The organism is Cedecea colo (genome assembly GCF_011808225.1).
In the GTDB taxonomy this organism is placed as follows: Bacteria; Pseudomonadota; Gammaproteobacteria; order Enterobacterales; family Enterobacteriaceae; genus Dryocola; species Dryocola colo.
This window is the reverse complement of sequence record NZ_SOYS01000003.1, coordinates 28,651-45,755: the sequence shown is the minus strand read 5'-3', so window position 1 is coordinate 45,755 and position 17,105 is coordinate 28,651. Positions and strand designations below refer to the sequence as shown.

The 17,105-nt window shown below is 55.1% G+C and carries 13 protein-coding genes and 3 tRNA genes; 4 read left to right on the top strand and 12 right to left on the bottom strand.

Annotation, left to right across the window (positions count from 1 at the left end; genetic code table 11):
• Window positions 1-41: 41 nt before the first annotated feature.
• From hflX to nnr, 7 genes are all read right to left on the bottom strand, one after another.
• Window positions 42-1,322: a ribosome rescue GTPase HflX gene (hflX, locus tag E2L00_RS08520; RefSeq protein ID WP_167609831.1), complete on the bottom strand. Its 1,281-nt coding sequence runs from the start codon at window positions 1,320-1,322 to the stop codon at window positions 42-44.
• Window positions 1,323-1,396: 74 nt separating this feature from the next.
• Window positions 1,397-1,705 (bottom strand): RNA chaperone Hfq, encoded by a 309-nt coding sequence (hfq, locus tag E2L00_RS08515; RefSeq protein WP_167609828.1) that lies wholly within the window; start codon window positions 1,703-1,705, stop codon window positions 1,397-1,399.
• A 102-nt stretch (window positions 1,706-1,807) separates the two neighbouring features.
• Window positions 1,808-2,755, bottom strand: a complete 948-nt coding sequence (gene miaA, locus E2L00_RS08510) for a tRNA (adenosine(37)-N6)-dimethylallyltransferase MiaA (RefSeq protein WP_167609826.1) — start codon at window positions 2,753-2,755, stop codon at window positions 1,808-1,810.
• On the bottom strand, window positions 2,748-4,607 hold the full coding sequence (gene mutL / locus E2L00_RS08505; RefSeq protein ID WP_167609824.1) for a DNA mismatch repair endonuclease MutL: 1,860 nt from the start codon (window positions 4,605-4,607) through the stop codon (window positions 2,748-2,750). The genes miaA and mutL overlap by 8 nt, the downstream gene beginning before the upstream one ends.
• Before the next feature lie 8 nt (window positions 4,608-4,615).
• A complete protein-coding gene (gene amiB / locus E2L00_RS08500) occupies window positions 4,616-5,938 on the bottom strand; it encodes an N-acetylmuramoyl-L-alanine amidase AmiB (RefSeq protein ID WP_167609821.1) in 1,323 nt (440 codons plus the stop codon).
• A gap of 13 nt (window positions 5,939-5,951) precedes the next feature.
• Window positions 5,952-6,413, bottom strand: a complete 462-nt coding sequence (tsaE, locus tag E2L00_RS08495) for a tRNA (adenosine(37)-N6)-threonylcarbamoyltransferase complex ATPase subunit type 1 TsaE (protein ID WP_167609818.1) — start codon at window positions 6,411-6,413, stop codon at window positions 5,952-5,954.
• Window positions 6,406-7,932, bottom strand: coding sequence for a bifunctional ADP-dependent NAD(P)H-hydrate dehydratase/NAD(P)H-hydrate epimerase (nnr, locus tag E2L00_RS08490; RefSeq protein ID WP_167609815.1), 1,527 nt, complete (start codon window positions 7,930-7,932; stop codon window positions 6,406-6,408). Before nnr ends, tsaE begins: the two co-directional genes overlap by 8 nt.
• On the opposite strand from nnr, the gene queG reads away from it, so the two are divergent.
• Window positions 7,931-9,070, top strand: a complete 1,140-nt coding sequence (gene queG / locus E2L00_RS08485) for a tRNA epoxyqueuosine(34) reductase QueG (protein ID WP_167609812.1) — start codon at window positions 7,931-7,933, stop codon at window positions 9,068-9,070. The genes nnr and queG overlap by 2 nt on opposite strands.
• Before the next feature lie 271 nt (window positions 9,071-9,341).
• Here queG and E2L00_RS08480 read toward each other — a convergent pair.
• From E2L00_RS08480 to orn, 4 genes are all read right to left on the bottom strand, one after another.
• Window positions 9,342-9,417: transfer RNA gene (locus tag E2L00_RS08480), tRNA-Gly, on the bottom strand.
• Between the two features lie 36 nt (window positions 9,418-9,453).
• Window positions 9,454-9,529: transfer RNA gene (locus E2L00_RS08475), tRNA-Gly, on the bottom strand.
• Window positions 9,530-9,566: 37 nt separating this feature from the next.
• Window positions 9,567-9,642 (bottom strand) — tRNA-Gly (locus E2L00_RS08470).
• Between the two features lie 209 nt (window positions 9,643-9,851).
• Window positions 9,852-10,397 (bottom strand): oligoribonuclease, encoded by a 546-nt coding sequence (orn, locus tag E2L00_RS08465; protein WP_167609809.1) that lies wholly within the window; start codon window positions 10,395-10,397, stop codon window positions 9,852-9,854.
• Window positions 10,398-10,509: 112 nt separating this feature from the next.
• Between orn and rsgA the strand changes: the two genes are divergently transcribed.
• The 3 genes from rsgA (at window position 10,510) to mscM (ending at window position 16,002) form a co-directional block, all read left to right on the top strand.
• Entirely contained in the window at window positions 10,510-11,565 is a 1,056-nt protein-coding gene (rsgA, locus tag E2L00_RS08460) for a small ribosomal subunit biogenesis GTPase RsgA (protein WP_201279361.1), read from the top strand.
• A 78-nt stretch (window positions 11,566-11,643) separates the two neighbouring features.
• Window positions 11,644-12,609 carry an archaetidylserine decarboxylase gene (gene asd / locus E2L00_RS08455; protein ID WP_167609803.1) on the top strand — a complete coding sequence of 322 codons (966 nt, stop codon included), beginning with the start codon at window positions 11,644-11,646 and terminating at the stop codon, window positions 12,607-12,609.
• Window positions 12,610-12,666: 57 nt separating this feature from the next.
• Window positions 12,667-16,002 carry a miniconductance mechanosensitive channel MscM gene (mscM, locus tag E2L00_RS08450; RefSeq protein WP_167609800.1) on the top strand — a complete coding sequence of 1,112 codons (3,336 nt, stop codon included), beginning with the start codon at window positions 12,667-12,669 and terminating at the stop codon, window positions 16,000-16,002.
• A gap of 39 nt (window positions 16,003-16,041) precedes the next feature.
• On the opposite strand, the gene epmA is transcribed toward mscM, so the two are convergent.
• Window positions 16,042-17,019, bottom strand: a complete 978-nt coding sequence (epmA, locus tag E2L00_RS08445; RefSeq protein WP_167609797.1) for an elongation factor P--(R)-beta-lysine ligase — start codon at window positions 17,017-17,019, stop codon at window positions 16,042-16,044.
• Window positions 17,020-17,105: the final 86 nt, after the last annotated feature.

Sequence of the window (17,105 nt, the reverse complement as noted above, 5' to 3'; positions counted from 1 at the left end):
CCCCCGTAGGGGAAAAAGTCTTCAGGACAAACGCGCTCCGGTCAAACAATGTAATCCATCAGTGCCGGTTCTTGTTTACAGAGGCGACGCCAGTCGACGATAGGCATACGAACCTGTAAGCCAAGGCTGCCGTCATCCTCCATCCACTCTTTTTCTATTGCCTGAAGCTGATAAAACCGGCTCCGAAGTCGCCCAGCCTGGGGGGGTAAGCACAACGTATGCTGCGCAATTTCACCAGATAAACGTTCAGTCAAAGCCTGGAAAAGCAGTGGAATACCGGCACCCGTCTGGGCTGAAAGCCAGACGCGTATCGGTACATTCTCGTCGTTTCTGTCGATACGCGGCTCAAACTCATCGAGCATATCGACTTTGTTCATCACCAGCAGAACGGGGATTTCATCGGCTTCGATCTCTTCTAAAACAGTATCGACCGCGGCGATGTTCTCCTGAACCCTGAGATCCGACGCATCAATCACGTGTAACAATAACGTGGCCTGACGGGTCTCCTGCAAGGTTGCTTTAAACGCTGCCACAAGGTCATGGGGCAGATGTCGAATAAAGCCCACCGTATCTGCCAGCACGGTCTCTCCCACGTCTGCAACGTCAATACGACGCAGCGTAGGATCGAGCGTGGCGAACAGCTGATCTGCGGCATACACTTCAGCCGCTGTAATTTGGTTAAAGAGGGTGGATTTACCGGCGTTGGTGTAGCCCACCAATGAGACTGTCGGCACATCGGCTTTCGCTCGCGATCGCCGCCCTTGTTCGCGCTGTTTTTCAACTCGTTCTAAGCGTCCAAGGATCTGCATGATGCGGTTACGCAGCAGGCGGCGGTCCGTTTCAAGCTGCGTTTCGCCAGGACCGCGTAAACCGATCCCACCTTTTTGACGCTCAAGGTGGGTCCAGCCACGGACCAGACGCGTTGCCAGATGGCGCAACTGTGCCAGCTCAACCTGCAACTTACCTTCGTGGGTACGCGCACGCTGGGCAAAAATATCTAAAATAAGCCCCGTTCTATCGATAACCCGACATGCGCACAGGGCTTCAAGGTTACGTTCTTGCGCCGGGGACAATGCATGATCGAATAGCACGACCGAAGCCCCAGTGGCTTTAACTGCATCGGCGATTTCTACGGCTTTGCCTTCACCAACAAAATACTTTGGATGCGGCGCTTTGCGGCTACCGGTAACCACCTGCAGCGCTTCGACGCCGGCTGAAGAGACCAGGGATTCAAACTCCGCGAGGTCCTCCATGTCTTTGTCTTGCGAAAAATAGATGTGTACCAGTACCGCCTGCTCACCTGCGTCATAACGGTCAAACAAGCGTATAACCTCTCAAAAAGACCAGCGGGGAACACAGCTGTCCTGGTTCCCCGGTCTGGAAAACAACAAATGCCTTATTCGGCGTCTTCGCTGTCTTGTTGTGGCGCAGAACTCTGCGCACTTCCACCATGGTGGTAGCTGCCAGAACCGCTAGTACCCGTGTTATTACTGTGATGAGATACCGGACGAGACGGAACAACAGTTGAAATCGCGTGCTTATAGACCATCTGGCTGACCGTGTTTTTCAACAGGATCACAAACTGATCGAAAGACTCAATCTGACCTTGCAGCTTAATACCATTCACCAAATAAATAGAAACTGGAACACGTTCCCGACGCAATGCGTTCAGGAACGGATCTTGTAATGATTGCCCCTTAGCCATTCTATCTTTTCCTTATATGCTTGTTGTTTGTAACTCAAAAACCCGGAGGCTCTGAAAAACTGCGTAAAAATTTGCGCACGATATCGATTCAATTGTACACATTCATTGGTGCTTCGCACTAACAACCTGTAATACTTCATCGCGGGCCAGTTCAGGGTTTTCGCTGTCTAACCAGCGAACATCTTCCCAGCCTCGCAACCAGGTCATCTGGCGTTTAGCCAATTGTCTCGTCGCGCAAATACCTCGATAAACCATTTCCTCGTGTGATACTTCACCCGCCAGATAAGACCACATCTGTCGGTAACCCACACAACGAATGGAAGGCATCTCCGTATGCAAATCTCCGCGGGCAAAAAGAGCCCGCACTTCTGCTTCAAAACCTGAAGCTAACATCTGATGAAAACGCTGCTCAATGCGCTGATGGAGCAGTTCACGGCTCGCCGGGGCGATGGCGAACTGATGCACCTGGTAAGGCAGAGCTTCTCCTGACGTTTGCGTCAGTTCCGTTAAAGTTTTACCCGAAATGAAAAAAACTTCCAGTGCCCGGGAAAGCCTTTGCGGATCATTTGGATGAATCCGTGCCCCGGCAACCGGATCGACGTCGACCAGTTGACGATGCAACGCATCCCATCCCTGCTCTGCTGCCTGTTGTTCAATCCTCGCGCGAACGTCCGGATCGGCCGCAGGTAACGGTGAAAGCCCCTCTAACAACGCCTTGAAGTAAAGCATCGTGCCCCCAACTAACAAAGGGATACGTCCGCTTGCGGTAATTTCAGCCATCTGCGCCAGCGCATCGCGACGGAAATCCGCGGCTGAGTACGCCTGTGCCGGATCGAGGATGTCGAGTAACCGGTGCGGTGCCAGGGCCTGTTCTTGCGCCGTCGGCTTCGCCGTTCCGATGTCCATCCCCTGATAGATAAGGGCCGAATCGACGCTTATCAACTCTACCGGTAACGATTTACGCAAATTAATGGCTAATGCCGTCTTACCTGAGGCCGTCGGCCCCATCAAAAAAATTGCCTTTGGCAGGTTTTTGCTTACTTCAGTCATGTTTCAGGGCGTTCATCGCCAGCGTTAAATCAACAGGTTGTAACAAACCGCCAGGTGGATTTCTCACCAGTTGCGGGCAAAGGCGCTCAATATCAGCAAGCAAAGCAATAGCTTGCGCCTGATTCCACCGTTCGTGCTCGCAGGTCAAATGACGAGCGAACCAGTGGGCAATTTGCGTTGCGTTCACCTCTGCCTGTTGCGCCAGGTATCCTGGCAGTTCATGAATCAAGATTTGTAAATTTTGTTTACGTAAAGGTAAAGGTACGGTGCGAATCGTTATCTGCCTGGCCTCTGCGGCAAATTCAATCCCCATGCTCAGTAATAGCGGTTGGTAACGCATCAACACGTCCAGTTCTTCCTTAGCGACTTTCATGCGCACGGGAATCAACAATGGCTGCGCGCGAACGCCTTCGCTACCCGGAACAAGCTGCGCCTGCTTCAGCCAGCGGTCCGCCACGGTGAGCGATAAAAGCACCAGGCCGTCGTCACGATCCAGAAGCGCGTATTCCGGCGGAATAATCGTCAGCACCCGACCAAAACTCTGAGTATGCCCTGCCAGCGCGCTCGGTTCCTCAGCGTGATTAGCCGCTGACGGAACCGTTGGAGTATCCAGTAGCTGGCGATAAAGCTCGCCTTGCTGCTTCTGGTAACCGGGCGCCGCATTGGGCCATGCAGGCTGACGCTGCCCACCGGAATGACTTTCGGATGCGCGGGGTGGCGCTTCACGAGGCGCTGAAGGCGTTTGAGGTGGAGTAGAAAACTGATTACGCCCCGAAGCCACACGGTTTTCAGGCTGCCAGCGTTCCTGCGTAACGCCGGCTGGGGTTTCCTCCTGCAGCAGACGATTTTCATTTTGCTGCTGCAGCACGCTCAACACGCCCTGATAAATAAAGTCATGCACCAGGCGCGACTGATGAAAACGGACCTCATGCTTGGCGGGATGCACGTTCACGTCAACCTGATGCGGATCGATGTCCAGATAGAGCACGAAAGCTGGCTGCCGATCGGCGCCCAGCTTATCTTCACAGGCCTGGCGAATCGCATGAACGATCAGACGATCGCGCATCATGCGGCCATTCACATAGCAATACTGAATTTCCGCCAGCGTCGAGGTCGCGGCAGAAGGTTCGGCGACCCATCCCCGCAGCGCCAGATCGCCATGCTGCCATTCGATTGCCAGCGCCCGCTCTAAAAACGGCGTGCCGCAAATCGCCCCGAGACGGCGTTCACGTGGCGCACCTACCTGCACAGCACGGTACTGACGCACCATCTTGCCGTTGTGATTGAGATTTATCGATACGTCAAAGCGCGCCAGCGCAATGCGGCGCACGATCTCATCGATATGGTTGAATTCGGTTTTTTCCGTGCGCATGAATTTGCGCCGGGCTGGCGTATTGTAGAACAGATCCAAGACCTCAAGCGTGGTGCCAACCGGATGCGCGGCGGGTTTTACCGTCACATTCTGATCGCGCCCTTCTGCATAGGCCTGCCACGCTTCGCTTTGCTCCGCGGTGCGGGAAGTCAGCGTGAGGCGGGCAACAGAGCTGATACTTGCCAGCGCTTCGCCACGAAAACCGAGGCTGATAATCGCCTCAAGATCATCAAGTGAAGCAATTTTGCTGGTAGCGTGACGAGCCAGCGCCAGAGCCAGTTCGTCCTTGTTGATACCGCAGCCATTATCGCGGATGCGGATTAGCTTCGCGCCGCCGCGTTCAATATCAATATCGATACGCGTCGCGCCGGCATCAAGGCTGTTTTCTATCAGCTCTTTTACCACCGACGCAGGGCGTTCAACCACTTCGCCTGCGGCAATCTGGTTCGCAAGCTGGGGAGGCAGAACCTGAATCGGCATAAAATTCCTTATTGAGTAATGGCGACTTTGTCTACGTCAGCGCCCTGTGCTTTTGCGGTTTGTCCCGCCGCAGGCGCTGACTGTAACGGGTGCGCCAGGAAGTAATTTCGCAGCCCTTCGTAGATAGCTTTTGCGATCTGCTGCTGGTAGTCATCGCTATCCAGCAGGCGCTCTTCGCCGTTATTGCTGATAAACCCGGTTTCCACCAGCACGGAGGGGATATCCGGGGAACGCAGCACGCCAAGGCTCGCATGTTCCGGGCGGCGCTTATGCAGTGAACCGACCTGCCCAAGCTGCGCCAGCATTTTCGTCGCCACATCATACCCGACACGCTGGGAATGACCGAACTGCAAATCCAGCACGGCCTGGCTGAGGTACGGATCCGCCTGGCTGTTTGCCAGCACATCGCCCGCGCCGCCCAGCAGTTCCGACTGCTTCTCGTGCTGCTCCAGCCAGCCCGCCATTTCGCTGTTCGCGCGGCGGTTTGACAGCACCCACACGGAAGCGCCGGTTGCATCGCGGTTCGGTGCAGCGTCCGCATGAATCGAAACCAGAATATTGGCGTTCTGCTTACGCGCCACGTCCGAACGGCCCATCACCGAGATAAAGTAATCGCCGTCGCGGGTCAGCACGCCCTTAAACATCGGATCGTCATTAAGCAGCGCGCGCAATTTGCGGGCAATGGAAATAGTGACGTTTTTCTCTTTCGTACCGCCAGGACCGATGGCGCCGGGGTCCTGGCCGCCGTGTCCTGCATCGATAGCGACGACAACGGTATCTGAACTTACGTTGGTTTTCCTGGTGCGAGCTGGACGAGTTACGGTATTAGAGCCGATAACGCCCGTTACCTGCTGCGTTTTAAAAGGATTTTTAGCTGGTTCCGAAGGCCGGAGCACCGGCTCTGCGCGCTTAGCCACAGCCAGAGGCGGTGGAGGCGGCGGCACATCCGCATTAATGGTGAACACCACGGTATAGCCCGCACCATTTTTCTGTTTCACCGCGCGCGTTTTTCCCGGCTGGGTAAGATCCACCACAAGGCGCAAAGAGCCGGTATCTTTCGGCTGCCCGGAGCGGATACTTTTGACGAGATTATTGCCGCTGAATTGCAGTGGCAGGCCCTGAATCACGCCGGTTTGCCTGATATCCAGCGCGACGCTTTTTTTATCATCCTGCACAAACGAATATTCCGGATCGCCCATAAAACTAAAGGTAATACGCGCCTGGTTATCACCGTTAGACACCTGAATATCCGCAAGGCTCGCCGCCCCGACCTGAGCACAAATCACCAGCAGCAAGGCTGCCATCAACCAACCCTTAACGCGATAGATCATCCCGTCATCCTTGTTATTTGGCTAACCGCGCCAGTAACGAATCACCAGATGAGGAAACTGCTGTTATGCGTGCCTCACGCCCTTGCGCCTCGTAGCTTAAGTGCAGCTCGATATCAGGTTCCGGCAAAACGCCTTTTCCCTGCTGCGGCCACTCTACAAGGCAAATTGCATCGTTGGCAAAATAGTCACGAATCCCCATGAACTCTAGTTCTTCCGGGTCCGCCAGACGGTACAGATCGAAATGGTACACCATCAAATTGTCGAGACTGTAAGGCTCAACCAGGGTGTAAGTTGGGCTTTTCACGTTCCCTTTATGGCCCAACGCCTGCATGAATCCCCGGCTAAACGTGGTTTTTCCCGCGCCGAGGTCGCCGTAAAGATAAATGACGGTTGCACCTTTGCAGGCTGCCGCTACGCGCGCGCCCAGCGCAAGCGTTGCGGCTTCATCAGGTAATGCGATAACACGATTAATCATGGTTTCTGGTTTTCAAATCCGGGTTAACAAAACGGTACAACGTCGAAAAAAGATCGCCTGCGAGCATGCCGCGCGTGCCATATTTATCGGCAAGAACGTCGGCTGCGGCGCCGTGCGCAACACAGCCGGCGCAGGCTGCATCATACGGGCTAAGCTTCTGAGCCAGCAATGCCCCAATTATGCCTGAGAGCACATCCCCCATTCCACCGCTGCCCATGCCCGCGTTGCCGACATCGATCAGCCCACATTCGCCATCATCGCTTGCCACAACCGTACCCGCACCTTTTAAGACCACACAACCGCCATAACGTTTTACCAGACGGTCGGCTGCAAGTAAGCGGTCACTCTCAATTTGTGACACCGCGCAGTTTAACAGGCGTGCGGCTTCACCGGGATGAGGAGTAATAATGCGATTCTGACGTTTATCGGGATTGATTGCCAGAAGGTTAAGCGCATCTGCATCCCACAGCATAGGTTTGCGGCTGTTCTCAACTTTTTGCAGGGCTTTTTTACCCCATTCCTGCTGGCCCAGCCCTGGCCCAATGACAATAACGTCCGCCCATTCCAGGCTCTCTTCAAGCGATGTGGCCGTGAGCTCATGAACCATTAATTCTGGACGAGCGGTTAGTAACGGGGCGATATTTTCCATGCGGGTCAGAACACGAACTAATCCTGCTCCGGCGCGCAGTGCGGCCTCTCCCGCCATACGAATCGCACCCGCCGTACCGCGATCGCCGCCGATAATCACCAGCCGACCGTTGCTTCCTTTGTGCGACGCAGGTTTGCGCGGTTTAAGCCAGCGCGATAAATCCTTGCTGTCGAAACGTGAAATCGGTGCATTCTGTTCGTGCAGCCAGGATTCCAGCCCGAGGGCGTGATAATGCACCTCCCCGACGACATCCCTCGCTTGTCCCGTAAGCAATCCGGGCTTGAGGGTGATAAACGTCAGCGTGTGGCTGGCATGAATGACTGCGCCCGGCGTAGCACCGGTATCGGCCAGTAAACCCGAAGGAATATCCAGCGCCACAATCGGCGCACAATGTTGGTTTGCTTTATCGATTAGCTGGGCAATGTTTTCCCGCGGGGCGCTGGTAAGCCCGGTACCGAGCAATCCATCAACGATAAGATCGACAGCTTCCGGCCAGATAATCTCGGACGCGTGGATCTTTCCACCGGCGTTTAACCAGGCTTCGCGCGCCTGCTCCGCCTCTTCCGGGAGCGGCTTATCGCTTTCCTGCGCAAGCAGGGTCACAGTGATACCGGCAGCCTGCGCCAGACGAGCGACAACGTAACCATCGCCGCCGTTATTGCCGTGGCCGCATATTATCAGCCAGTGATGGGTATCAGGATAATGCTCGCGAGCAAGAGTAAACGACGCCGCGCCCGCCCTTAGCATCAATTCGTACAGCGTCAGCCCCAGACTGTCTGCGGCCTGTTTTTCTGTTTTGCGCAGCCAGTCCGCCAGCCAGACGGAGTGTGGTATACTTTTGGCGGTTAATTTCTCGTTATGGTCCGTCATGTCACAGCCCCTCGATCTCAATCAGTTAGCGCAAAATATCAAACGGTGGGGCAATGAGCTCGGCTTCCAGCAGGTGGGTATTGCCGATACCGATCTCACCGCCAGCGAGCCAAAGCTCCAGGCATGGCTGGATAAACAATACCACGGCGAGATGGAATGGATGGCGCGCCACGGCATGATGCGCGCGCGGCCTCACGAACTGCTTCCCGGCACGCTGCGTGTGGTTAGCGTGAGGATGAATTATCTCCCGGCTAACGCCGCGTTTGCCTCAACCCTGAAAAACCCCAGTCTCGGATACGTCAGCCGTTACGCTCTCGGGCGCGACTACCATAAGCTGCTGCGTAACCGGCTGAAAAAACTGGGCGAGTTAATTCAGTCCCACTGCTCTACGCTGAATTTTAGACCTTTTGTGGATTCCGCGCCCATTCTTGAACGCCCGCTGGCCGAAAAAGCCGGGCTTGGCTGGACAGGTAAGCACTCACTTATTCTCAGCCGCGACGCGGGCTCGTTCTTCTTCCTTGGCGAACTGCTGGTTGATATTCCATTGCCGGTAGACCAGCCGGTGGAAGAAGAGTGCGGACGCTGCGTGGCCTGCATGACCATCTGCCCCACCGGGGCGATTGTGGAACCTTATACCGTCGATGCGCGCCGCTGCATTTCCTACCTGACGATTGAGCTGGAAGGAGCAATCCCGGAAGAGTTCAGGCCGCTGATTGGCAACCGCATTTACGGCTGTGATGACTGTCAGCTCATTTGCCCGTGGAATCGTTTTTCGCAGTTAACCAACGAAGATGATTTCAGCCCAAGACGCGCATTACACGCTCCGCCGCTGGTTGAACTGTTCGCCTGGAGCGAAGCGCATTTTCTGAAAGTGACGGAAGGGTCGGCCATTCGCCGCATTGGCCATTTACGCTGGCTGCGTAACATCGCCGTGGCGCTGGGGAATGCTCCCTGGCATGAAGCGCATCTTAACGCGTTACAGCAGCGCAAAGGCGAACACCCGCTGCTTGATGAGCATATTGACTGGGCGATTGCGCAACAATTAACCAGGCGAAGCGCGAACGAAGTGGAGGTACAGCTACCTCAAAAACAAAGGCTGGTTCGCGTCATTGAAAAGGGATTAAAGCGGGATGCCTGATATGTCCACAGGCTGTGGATAAAAATAAAAAGTCCTTGTCATTCAACTGTAAGAAAAGCTTCCGGCGACGATATTAACATTTTGGCATGAAAATAGTTCGCGCTTAATCAATCAGTTAACATAATCCTGTAATACTTATTCATCTCTTAACCGACAAAGGGAAACCATGCCGCTTGTGGATAACTCTGTTTACAGGAGTTTGTCAGCAACGCAGAAAACCACCACTGCCGCCCTTTGGCGCTGTGGATAATTTGTACTGGAGATAAGAATCTGGAGCGGGAAACGAGACTCGAACTCGCGACCCCGACCTTGGCAAGGTCGTGCTCTACCAACTGAGCTATTCCCGCTTGGGTGGTGCGTGGCTGTGAAAGCCAATCAAATTTTGGAGCGGGAAACGAGACTCGAACTCGCGACCCCGACCTTGGCAAGGTCGTGCTCTACCAACTGAGCTATTCCCGCTTGGGTGGTGCATGGCTGTGAAAGCCAGATCAAATTTTGGAGCGGGAAACGAGACTCGAACTCGCGACCCCGACCTTGGCAAGGTCGTGCTCTACCAACTGAGCTATTCCCGCTAAGCGTAACGCTGCAAATTCTGCATCGGTACGGGAGGCGCATTATACGAGAAATCGTTTTTGTCGCAAGCCCTGCAAACCGTTTTTTTCATAAATTAAGTTTGAATGGCGATTTAAGCGGCAAGATGATTATTTTATGCTCTTTTCGTTTAAAATCCACCCATTATGACCTCCTTGTGCAGAGAAGGTCATAATGGGTCGCGTTGAGTTTAAAGCTTAATAAAATTCTCGCGATAATATGCCAGCTCCGCCACCGACTCGCGGATATCGTCCATCGCCTGATGCGTACCCTGCTTTTTGAAATTGAGAAGAATTTCAGGCTTCCAGCGCCTGGCCAGCTCTTTAAGCGTGCTGACATCGAGGTAACGGTAATGGAAGTAAGCTTCCAGCTCCGGCATATATTTAAACAAGAAGCGGCGATCCTGGCCGATGCTGTTACCGCAAATAGGCGACGTGCCCGCCGGTACCCACTGCTGCAAAAATGCGATGGTCGCCAGTTCTGCCGCCCGATCGTCCAGCTTGCTTGCCTTAACGCGCTCAACCAGGCCACTCCCGGTATGGGTACGAACGTTCCAGTCATCCATCAACGCAAGCTGCTCGTCTGACTGATGAACCGCAATCGTCGGTCCTTCAGCGAGAATATTCAGCCTGGCGTCGGTCACCAGAGTGGCAATTTCAATTATGCGATCCCGCTCGGGATCCAGGCCGGTCATTTCTAAATCAATCCAAATCAGATTGTTTTCGTTTCCACTCATGCTATTTTCCACCCTTCTCGCACGTCGCCCATCCGACAGATGAGTTAATTCGTATAAAATAGTGTGTATCATAGAGGTTTTGCCCATCAGGGGCGACCAGGAGCCAGTAAGATTGAGCAAAAATAAACTCTCCAAAGGACAGCAGCGCCGGGTTAAAGCAAACCACCAGCGTCGGCTTAAACAGACCGTGGAGAAAGCCGATCCCGATGACTCTCAGTTTGGCGAACCCCGCGATGGCCGCGTAATCAGCCGCTTTGGCCAGCATGCGGATGTCGAATCGCCTGAAGGCGAAGTGCACCGCTGCAACATCCGCCGCACCATACGCTCGCTGGTAACAGGCGACCGCGTAGTCTGGCGCCCGGCAAAAGAGGCGGCCGTTGGCGTCACGATTAAAGGCATTGTCGATGCGGTACACGAACGTACTTCCGTCCTGACGCGCCCGGACTTCTACGACGGTGTAAAACCTATCGCCGCCAATATTGACCAAATCATTATTGTTTCCGCGATTTTACCGGAACTCTCTTTAAATATTATTGACCGTTATTTAGTGGCCTGCGAAACGCTGGACGTTGAGCCGCTGCTGGTGCTCAACAAAACCGATCTGCTGGATGAAGAAGGTCTGGCATTCGTTAATGAGCAAATGGATATCTACCGTAAAATCGGCTATCGCGTTTTGCTGGTGTCCAGCCATAAAGCGGAAGGGTTAAAAGAGCTGGAAGAAGCGCTCGTTGGCCGCGTCAGCATCTTTGCCGGACAGTCGGGCGTGGGCAAATCCAGCCTGCTGAACAACCTGCTTGGTTTTAAAGACGAGCAGATACTCGTGAACGATGTCTCTGATAACTCAGGCCTGGGCCAGCATACGACCACCGCTTCGCGCCTGTATCACTTTCCGGGCGGCGGCGATGTTATCGACTCCCCGGGCGTGCGCGAATTTGGCCTGTGGCATTTAGAGCCGGAACAAATCACCCATGGCTTTGTCGAATTCCATGACTATTTAGGCCGTTGCAAATATCGTGACTGCCGCCACGACAACGATCCGGGTTGTGCGCTGCGCGAAGCGGTAGAGCGCGGGGAAATTGCCGAGTCCCGCTTCGAAAACTACCATCGCATTCTGGAAAGCATGGCGCAGGTAAAAACGCGCAAAAACTTTTCTGAAACGGATAACTGACATTTAAGCCGGGCATCGCTAGAATCGCCCCCCTTTGTGTATAGGCCCTCAGTGGGAATATTTAGCCAGGAGGCTACTTTGTTAGATAACATCAAACTTTCGCTGCAATATATTCTGCCGAAACTCTGGCTGACCCGCCTCGCGGGCTGGGGCGCAAGTAAACGTGCAGGCTGGTTGACCAAACTGGTAATCGACCTGTTCGTGAAGTACTACAAGGTCAACATGGCAGAAGCACAGAAGCCGGATACCGCAAGCTATCGTACCTTCAACGATTTTTTCGTACGTCCGCTGCGTGACGAGGTTCGCCCGGTCAATACCGACCCGAATATCCTTGTGATGCCCGCCGATGGCGTAATCAGCCAGCTTGGCCGCATTGAAGAAGATAAAATTCTGCAGGCCAAAGGACATAACTACAGTCTGGAAGCGCTGCTGGCGGGTAACTACCTGATGGCAGATCTGTTCCGTAACGGCAGCTTTGTTACCACTTACCTGTCGCCACGTGACTACCACCGCGTACATATGCCGTGCAACGGTATCCTGCGCGAAATGATCTACGTTCCGGGCGATCTGTTCTCTGTAAACCACCTGACTGCACAAAACGTTCCTAACCTGTTTGCGCGTAACGAACGCGTGATCTGCCTGTTCGATACCGAGTTTGGCCCAATGGCGCAAATTCTGGTGGGCGCAACCATTGTAGGTAGCATTGAAACCGTATGGGCGGGCACCATAACGCCACCGCGTGAGGGCGTCATCAAGCGCTGGACGTGGCCTGCTGGCGAAAGCGAAGGCTCCATTGCGCTGCTTAAAGGCCAGGAAATGGGCCGCTTTAAGCTGGGCTCAACCGTTATTAACCTGTTCGCACCAGGGAAAGTTAAGCTGGCCGAACAGCTACAAAGCCTGTCGGTAACCAAAATTGGCGAGCCGCTGGCCGTTTCCACTGAAACTATGGTCGAGCCAGAGGTGCCGGCAAGCGTTATTCCGCAGGCGGAAATCGAAGCCGAACTGGAAGCCAGCCCGCTGGTGGAAGACAAACCCGAAAGTTAATGCGTTATTCCCAGGCCGCAGCCGCCACTGCGGCCTGGTTCAAATAAAGGTACTGACGTGCGCCTGATAATCACTTTTCTGATGGCCTGGTGCCTCAGCATGGGCGCGTATGCCGCCACGCTCCCTGACGCGAAACAGATAACTCAGGAACTTGAGCAAGCCAAATCCGCGAAGGACCAGCCCAACCAGGCTGAAACTGTGGAAACGCTCACGGCCGCCCTCAATGCGCTTGAAGAGCACAAAGCCTCTCTTGAGCGAACAAAACAATATCAACAGGTTATTGATAACTTCCCCAGGCTGTCGCAAAGCCTGCGCCAGCAGCTTGCCAGCCTGCGTGATGAGCCGCAGAAAGTGCCGGAAGGCCTGTCCACCGATGAGCTAAACCAGGAAATCCTCCAGGTCAGCAGCCAGCTGCTGGATAAGAGCCGCCTCGCGCAGCAGGAGCAGGAACGCACGCGGGAAATTACCGACTCGCTTAGCCAGCTCCCTCAACAGCAAACCGATGCCCGTCGTCAGCTCAGCGAAATGGAGCGCCGTGCCGGGACACAGCCAACGTCAGGCACGCCCTTAATTCAGGCACAAAATCTGTCATTACAGGCCGAGTCGGCGCGTCTGAAGGCGCAGGTAGACGAACTGGAACTGGCGCAGCTCTCCGCCAGCAACCGTCAGGAGCTTTCCCGCCTGCAAGCCGAACTGGCGCAGAAACAGAGCGCCCGGCTGGACGCTTATCTTCAGAGTCTGCGTAACCAGCTCAACAGCCAGCGTCAGCGAGAGGCCGAACGCGCGCTGGAAAGCACCGAATTGCTGGCTGAAAACAGCGCGAACCTGCCGCCAGCGTTAGTCGCGCAGTTTAAGAATAACCGTGAACTTTCCCAGGCGCTTAATCAGCAGGCACAGCGTATGGATCTGGTAGCTTCGCAGCAGCGCCAGGCTACCAGCCAGACGCTTCAGGTGCGTCAGGCCCTCAATACATTGCGCGAGCAATCCCAATGGCTGGGCGTCTCCAACGTGCTGGGCGAAGCATTACGCGCTCAGGTCGCCCGGCTGCCGGAAATGCCAAAACCGCAGCAGTTGGATACCGAACTCGCCCAGCTACGCGTCCAGCGCCTGCATTACGAAGATCTGTTGAATAAACAGCAGCAGCTACGCCAGCTTCGTCAGGCAGACGGCAACGAGCTGACTAGCGAACAAAATCATATTCTGGAAGCGCAGCTTCGCACCCAGCGTGAACTGCTTAGCTCGCTTTTGCAGGGCGGCGATACGCTGATTCTCGAACTCACCAAGCTAAAAGTGGCAAACAGCCAGCTTGAAGATGCGCTGAAAGAGGTCAACGAGGCTACGCACCGTTATCTGTTCTGGACTTCCGATGTGAGCACAATGGGGATCTCCTGGCCGGTTGAAATCCTTCAGGACCTGCGGCGCCTGGTTTCGCTCGATACCGTTAGCCAGCTCGGTAGCGCCACTCTTATGATGCTGACCAGCCGGGCTACGCTGCTGCCGCTGTTTGCCGCGCTGATTCTCGTCGGCTTTAGCATCAGTTCACGCCGTCACTTCACCGCCTTCCTTGAGCGCTCCAGCGCCAAAGTGGGCAAAGTGACCCAGGATCATTTCACCTTAACGTTGCGTACCTTGTTCTGGTCAATCCTGGTCGCCTCCCCGCTTCCCGTTCTTTGGGCTACGCTGGGGTATGGCTTGCAGGAGGCGTGGCCTTACCCTATCGCCGTCGCTTTCGGAGATGGCGTCACCGCCACCGTGCCGCTGCTTTGGGCGGTGATGATTTGCGCCACCTTTGCGCGCCCAACGGGCTTGTTTGTCGTGCACTTTGGTTGGCCACGCGAACGGGTTGCCCGCGCCATGCGCTATTACCTGATGAGCATCGGTTTTATCGTGCCGCTGATCATGGCGCTAATCATGTTCGACAATCTCAACGATCGTGAATTTTCCGGCTCGCTGGGGCGGCTGTGTTTCATTCTGATCTGCGGCGCGCTGGCGCTGGTCACGCTTAGCCTGAAGCGAGCGGGTATCCCGCTGTATCTGGATAAGCAGGGCAACGGCGATAATGTCGTCAACAGGATCCTCTGGAATCTGATGCTCTGCGCGCCGCTGTCGGCCATCCTGGCCGCCGCCGTGGGGTATCTGGCAACGGCGCAGGCCCTGCTGGCACGCCTGGAAACGTCGGTCGCCATCTGGTTCCTGCTGCTGGTGATTTATCACGTGATACGCCGTTGGATGCTTATCCAGCGTCGCCGTCTGGCCTTCGATCGCGCCAAACAGCGCCGTGCCGAGATCCTGGCCCAGCGCGCACGCGGCGAAGACGAGCCAGCGTATGTCCACAGCACGGAAGGGTCGGCAGAAGCGGTGGAAGAAGCAGAAATCGATCTCGACACTATCAGCGCCCAGTCCTTACGCCTGGTGCGCTCGATTCTGATGCTGATTGCGCTGCTGTCGGTCATCGTGCTGTGGTCGGAGATTCATTCTGCGTTTGGCTTCCTTGAGAACATCACGCTGTGGGATGTCACCTCAACCGTGCAGGGCGTCGAAAGCCTTGAACCGATTACACTCGGTGCCGTGCTGATAGCCATTCTGGTGTTTATCATCACCATGCAACTGGTGCGTAACCTGCCCGCGCTGCTGGAACTGGCGCTGTTACAGCATCTGGATTTAACGCCCGGCACGGGTTACGCCATCACCACTATTACTAAATATCTGCTGCTGCTGATTGGCGGGCTGGTCGGCTTCTCGATGATTGGTATCGAATGGTCGAAGCTGCAATGGCTGGTCGCAGCGCTCGGTGTCGGGCTTGGTTTTGGTTTGCAGGAGATCTTCGCCAACTTTATCTCCGGCCTGATTATTCTGTTCGAAAAACCGATTCGTATTGGCGATACCGTGACGATTCGCGATCTCACCGGCAGCGTCACAAAGATAAACACGCGTGCGACCACCATCAGCGACTGGGACCGCAAAGAGATTATCGTGCCGAACAAAGCCTTTATCACCGAGCAGTTTATCAACTGGTCGCTGTCGGATTCCGTAACGCGTGTGGTGCTCACCGTTCCTGCGCCGTCGGACGCAAACAGCGAAGAAGTGACGAAAATACTGCTGCAGGCCGCCAGACGCTGTTCGCTGGTCATCGATAATCCGCAGCCGGAAGCGTTCCTGGTGGATTTACAGGCGGGGGTGCAGATTTTTGAATTGCGAATTTATGCCGCGGAGATGGGGCACCGTATGCCGCTGCGCCACGAGATTCATCAGCTGATTCTGCAGGGCTTCCGCGAGCATGATATCGAACTGCCGTTCCCACCGTTCCAGATGCGTCTGGAAAATATGGGCGGTGCACGCAGCAGAACGATTAAGTCGGCGGGAACCTCTGGCCGGACACCGGGAAGTTTGTAAGAGTATGCCGCCCTCTTCTGAGCGGGCGGCATTAAAACCTCAGGCCCTGTCTACAGGAAAAGCCAGCACGTCAGCAAGGCTTTCAGCCCCCAGCGCCAGCATAATCAGACGATCCACGCCCAGCGCCACGCCGGAACAGTCCGGCAGACCCGCCGTCAATGCCGCCAGTAAATTCACATCGATTGGCTGCTGCATTAAGCCGCGCGCCGCGCGCTTGCGATTATCCTGCTCGAAACGTTGCTGCTGTTCGCGGGCGTCGGTCAGTTCATGGAACCCATTCGCCAGTTCAATGCCTTTGAAGTAAACCTCAAAGCGCTCCGCCACGCGGTGATCTTCGGTGCTGATTTGCGCAAGCGCCGCCTGGCTTGCCGGGAAGTGATAGATAAACGCGGGCTTATCTTTTCCGATGTGCGGTTCAACGCCCATGGTAAACAGCAGTTGCAGCAGCGTATCGCGATCTTCTTCCTCATCGGCAACGTTACTCAAATCGAGTTTTGCCGCCGCTTCACGCAGCAGCGTTTTATCTGCCGATAATGGATCGATTTCCAGGTGGCGCTGGAAAGCCTGCTGGTAAGAAAGCGACTCCGCGGCCCCGCATTCCAGAACCTGTTGCAGCAGATCGTCCACCTCATTCATCAGGCGGTACATGTCATAGTGCGGGCGATACCACTCCAGCATGGTGAATTCTGGATTGTGATGGCGTCCCATTTCTTCATTACGGAAACTACGGCAAAGCTGGAACACCGGGCCAACGCCCGCCGCCAGCAGGCGCTTCATATGGTATTCCGGGCTGGTCATCAGGTACAGATTGATGCCCTGAGAATGGCCGGGACCAACAAAACGGGTTTCAAACGGGACCAGATGAATATCGGTTACCGTCGCCTGGCTCATGCAGGGGGTTTCCACCTCCAGTACGCCGCGGTCGGCAAAAAAGCGCCGAATTTCCGCCATAATAGCGGCGCGTTTCAACAGGTTGGGGATGGATGCGCTCGGCTGCCAGGTGGCCGTTTCGCTCATGAGTTAATCTCCGTAGTCAAACAAGGCGAGGAAGTCTACTCGCATCCCTGAAAGGAGACAAATTTTGCGCAGCAAAAAGGAAGAGA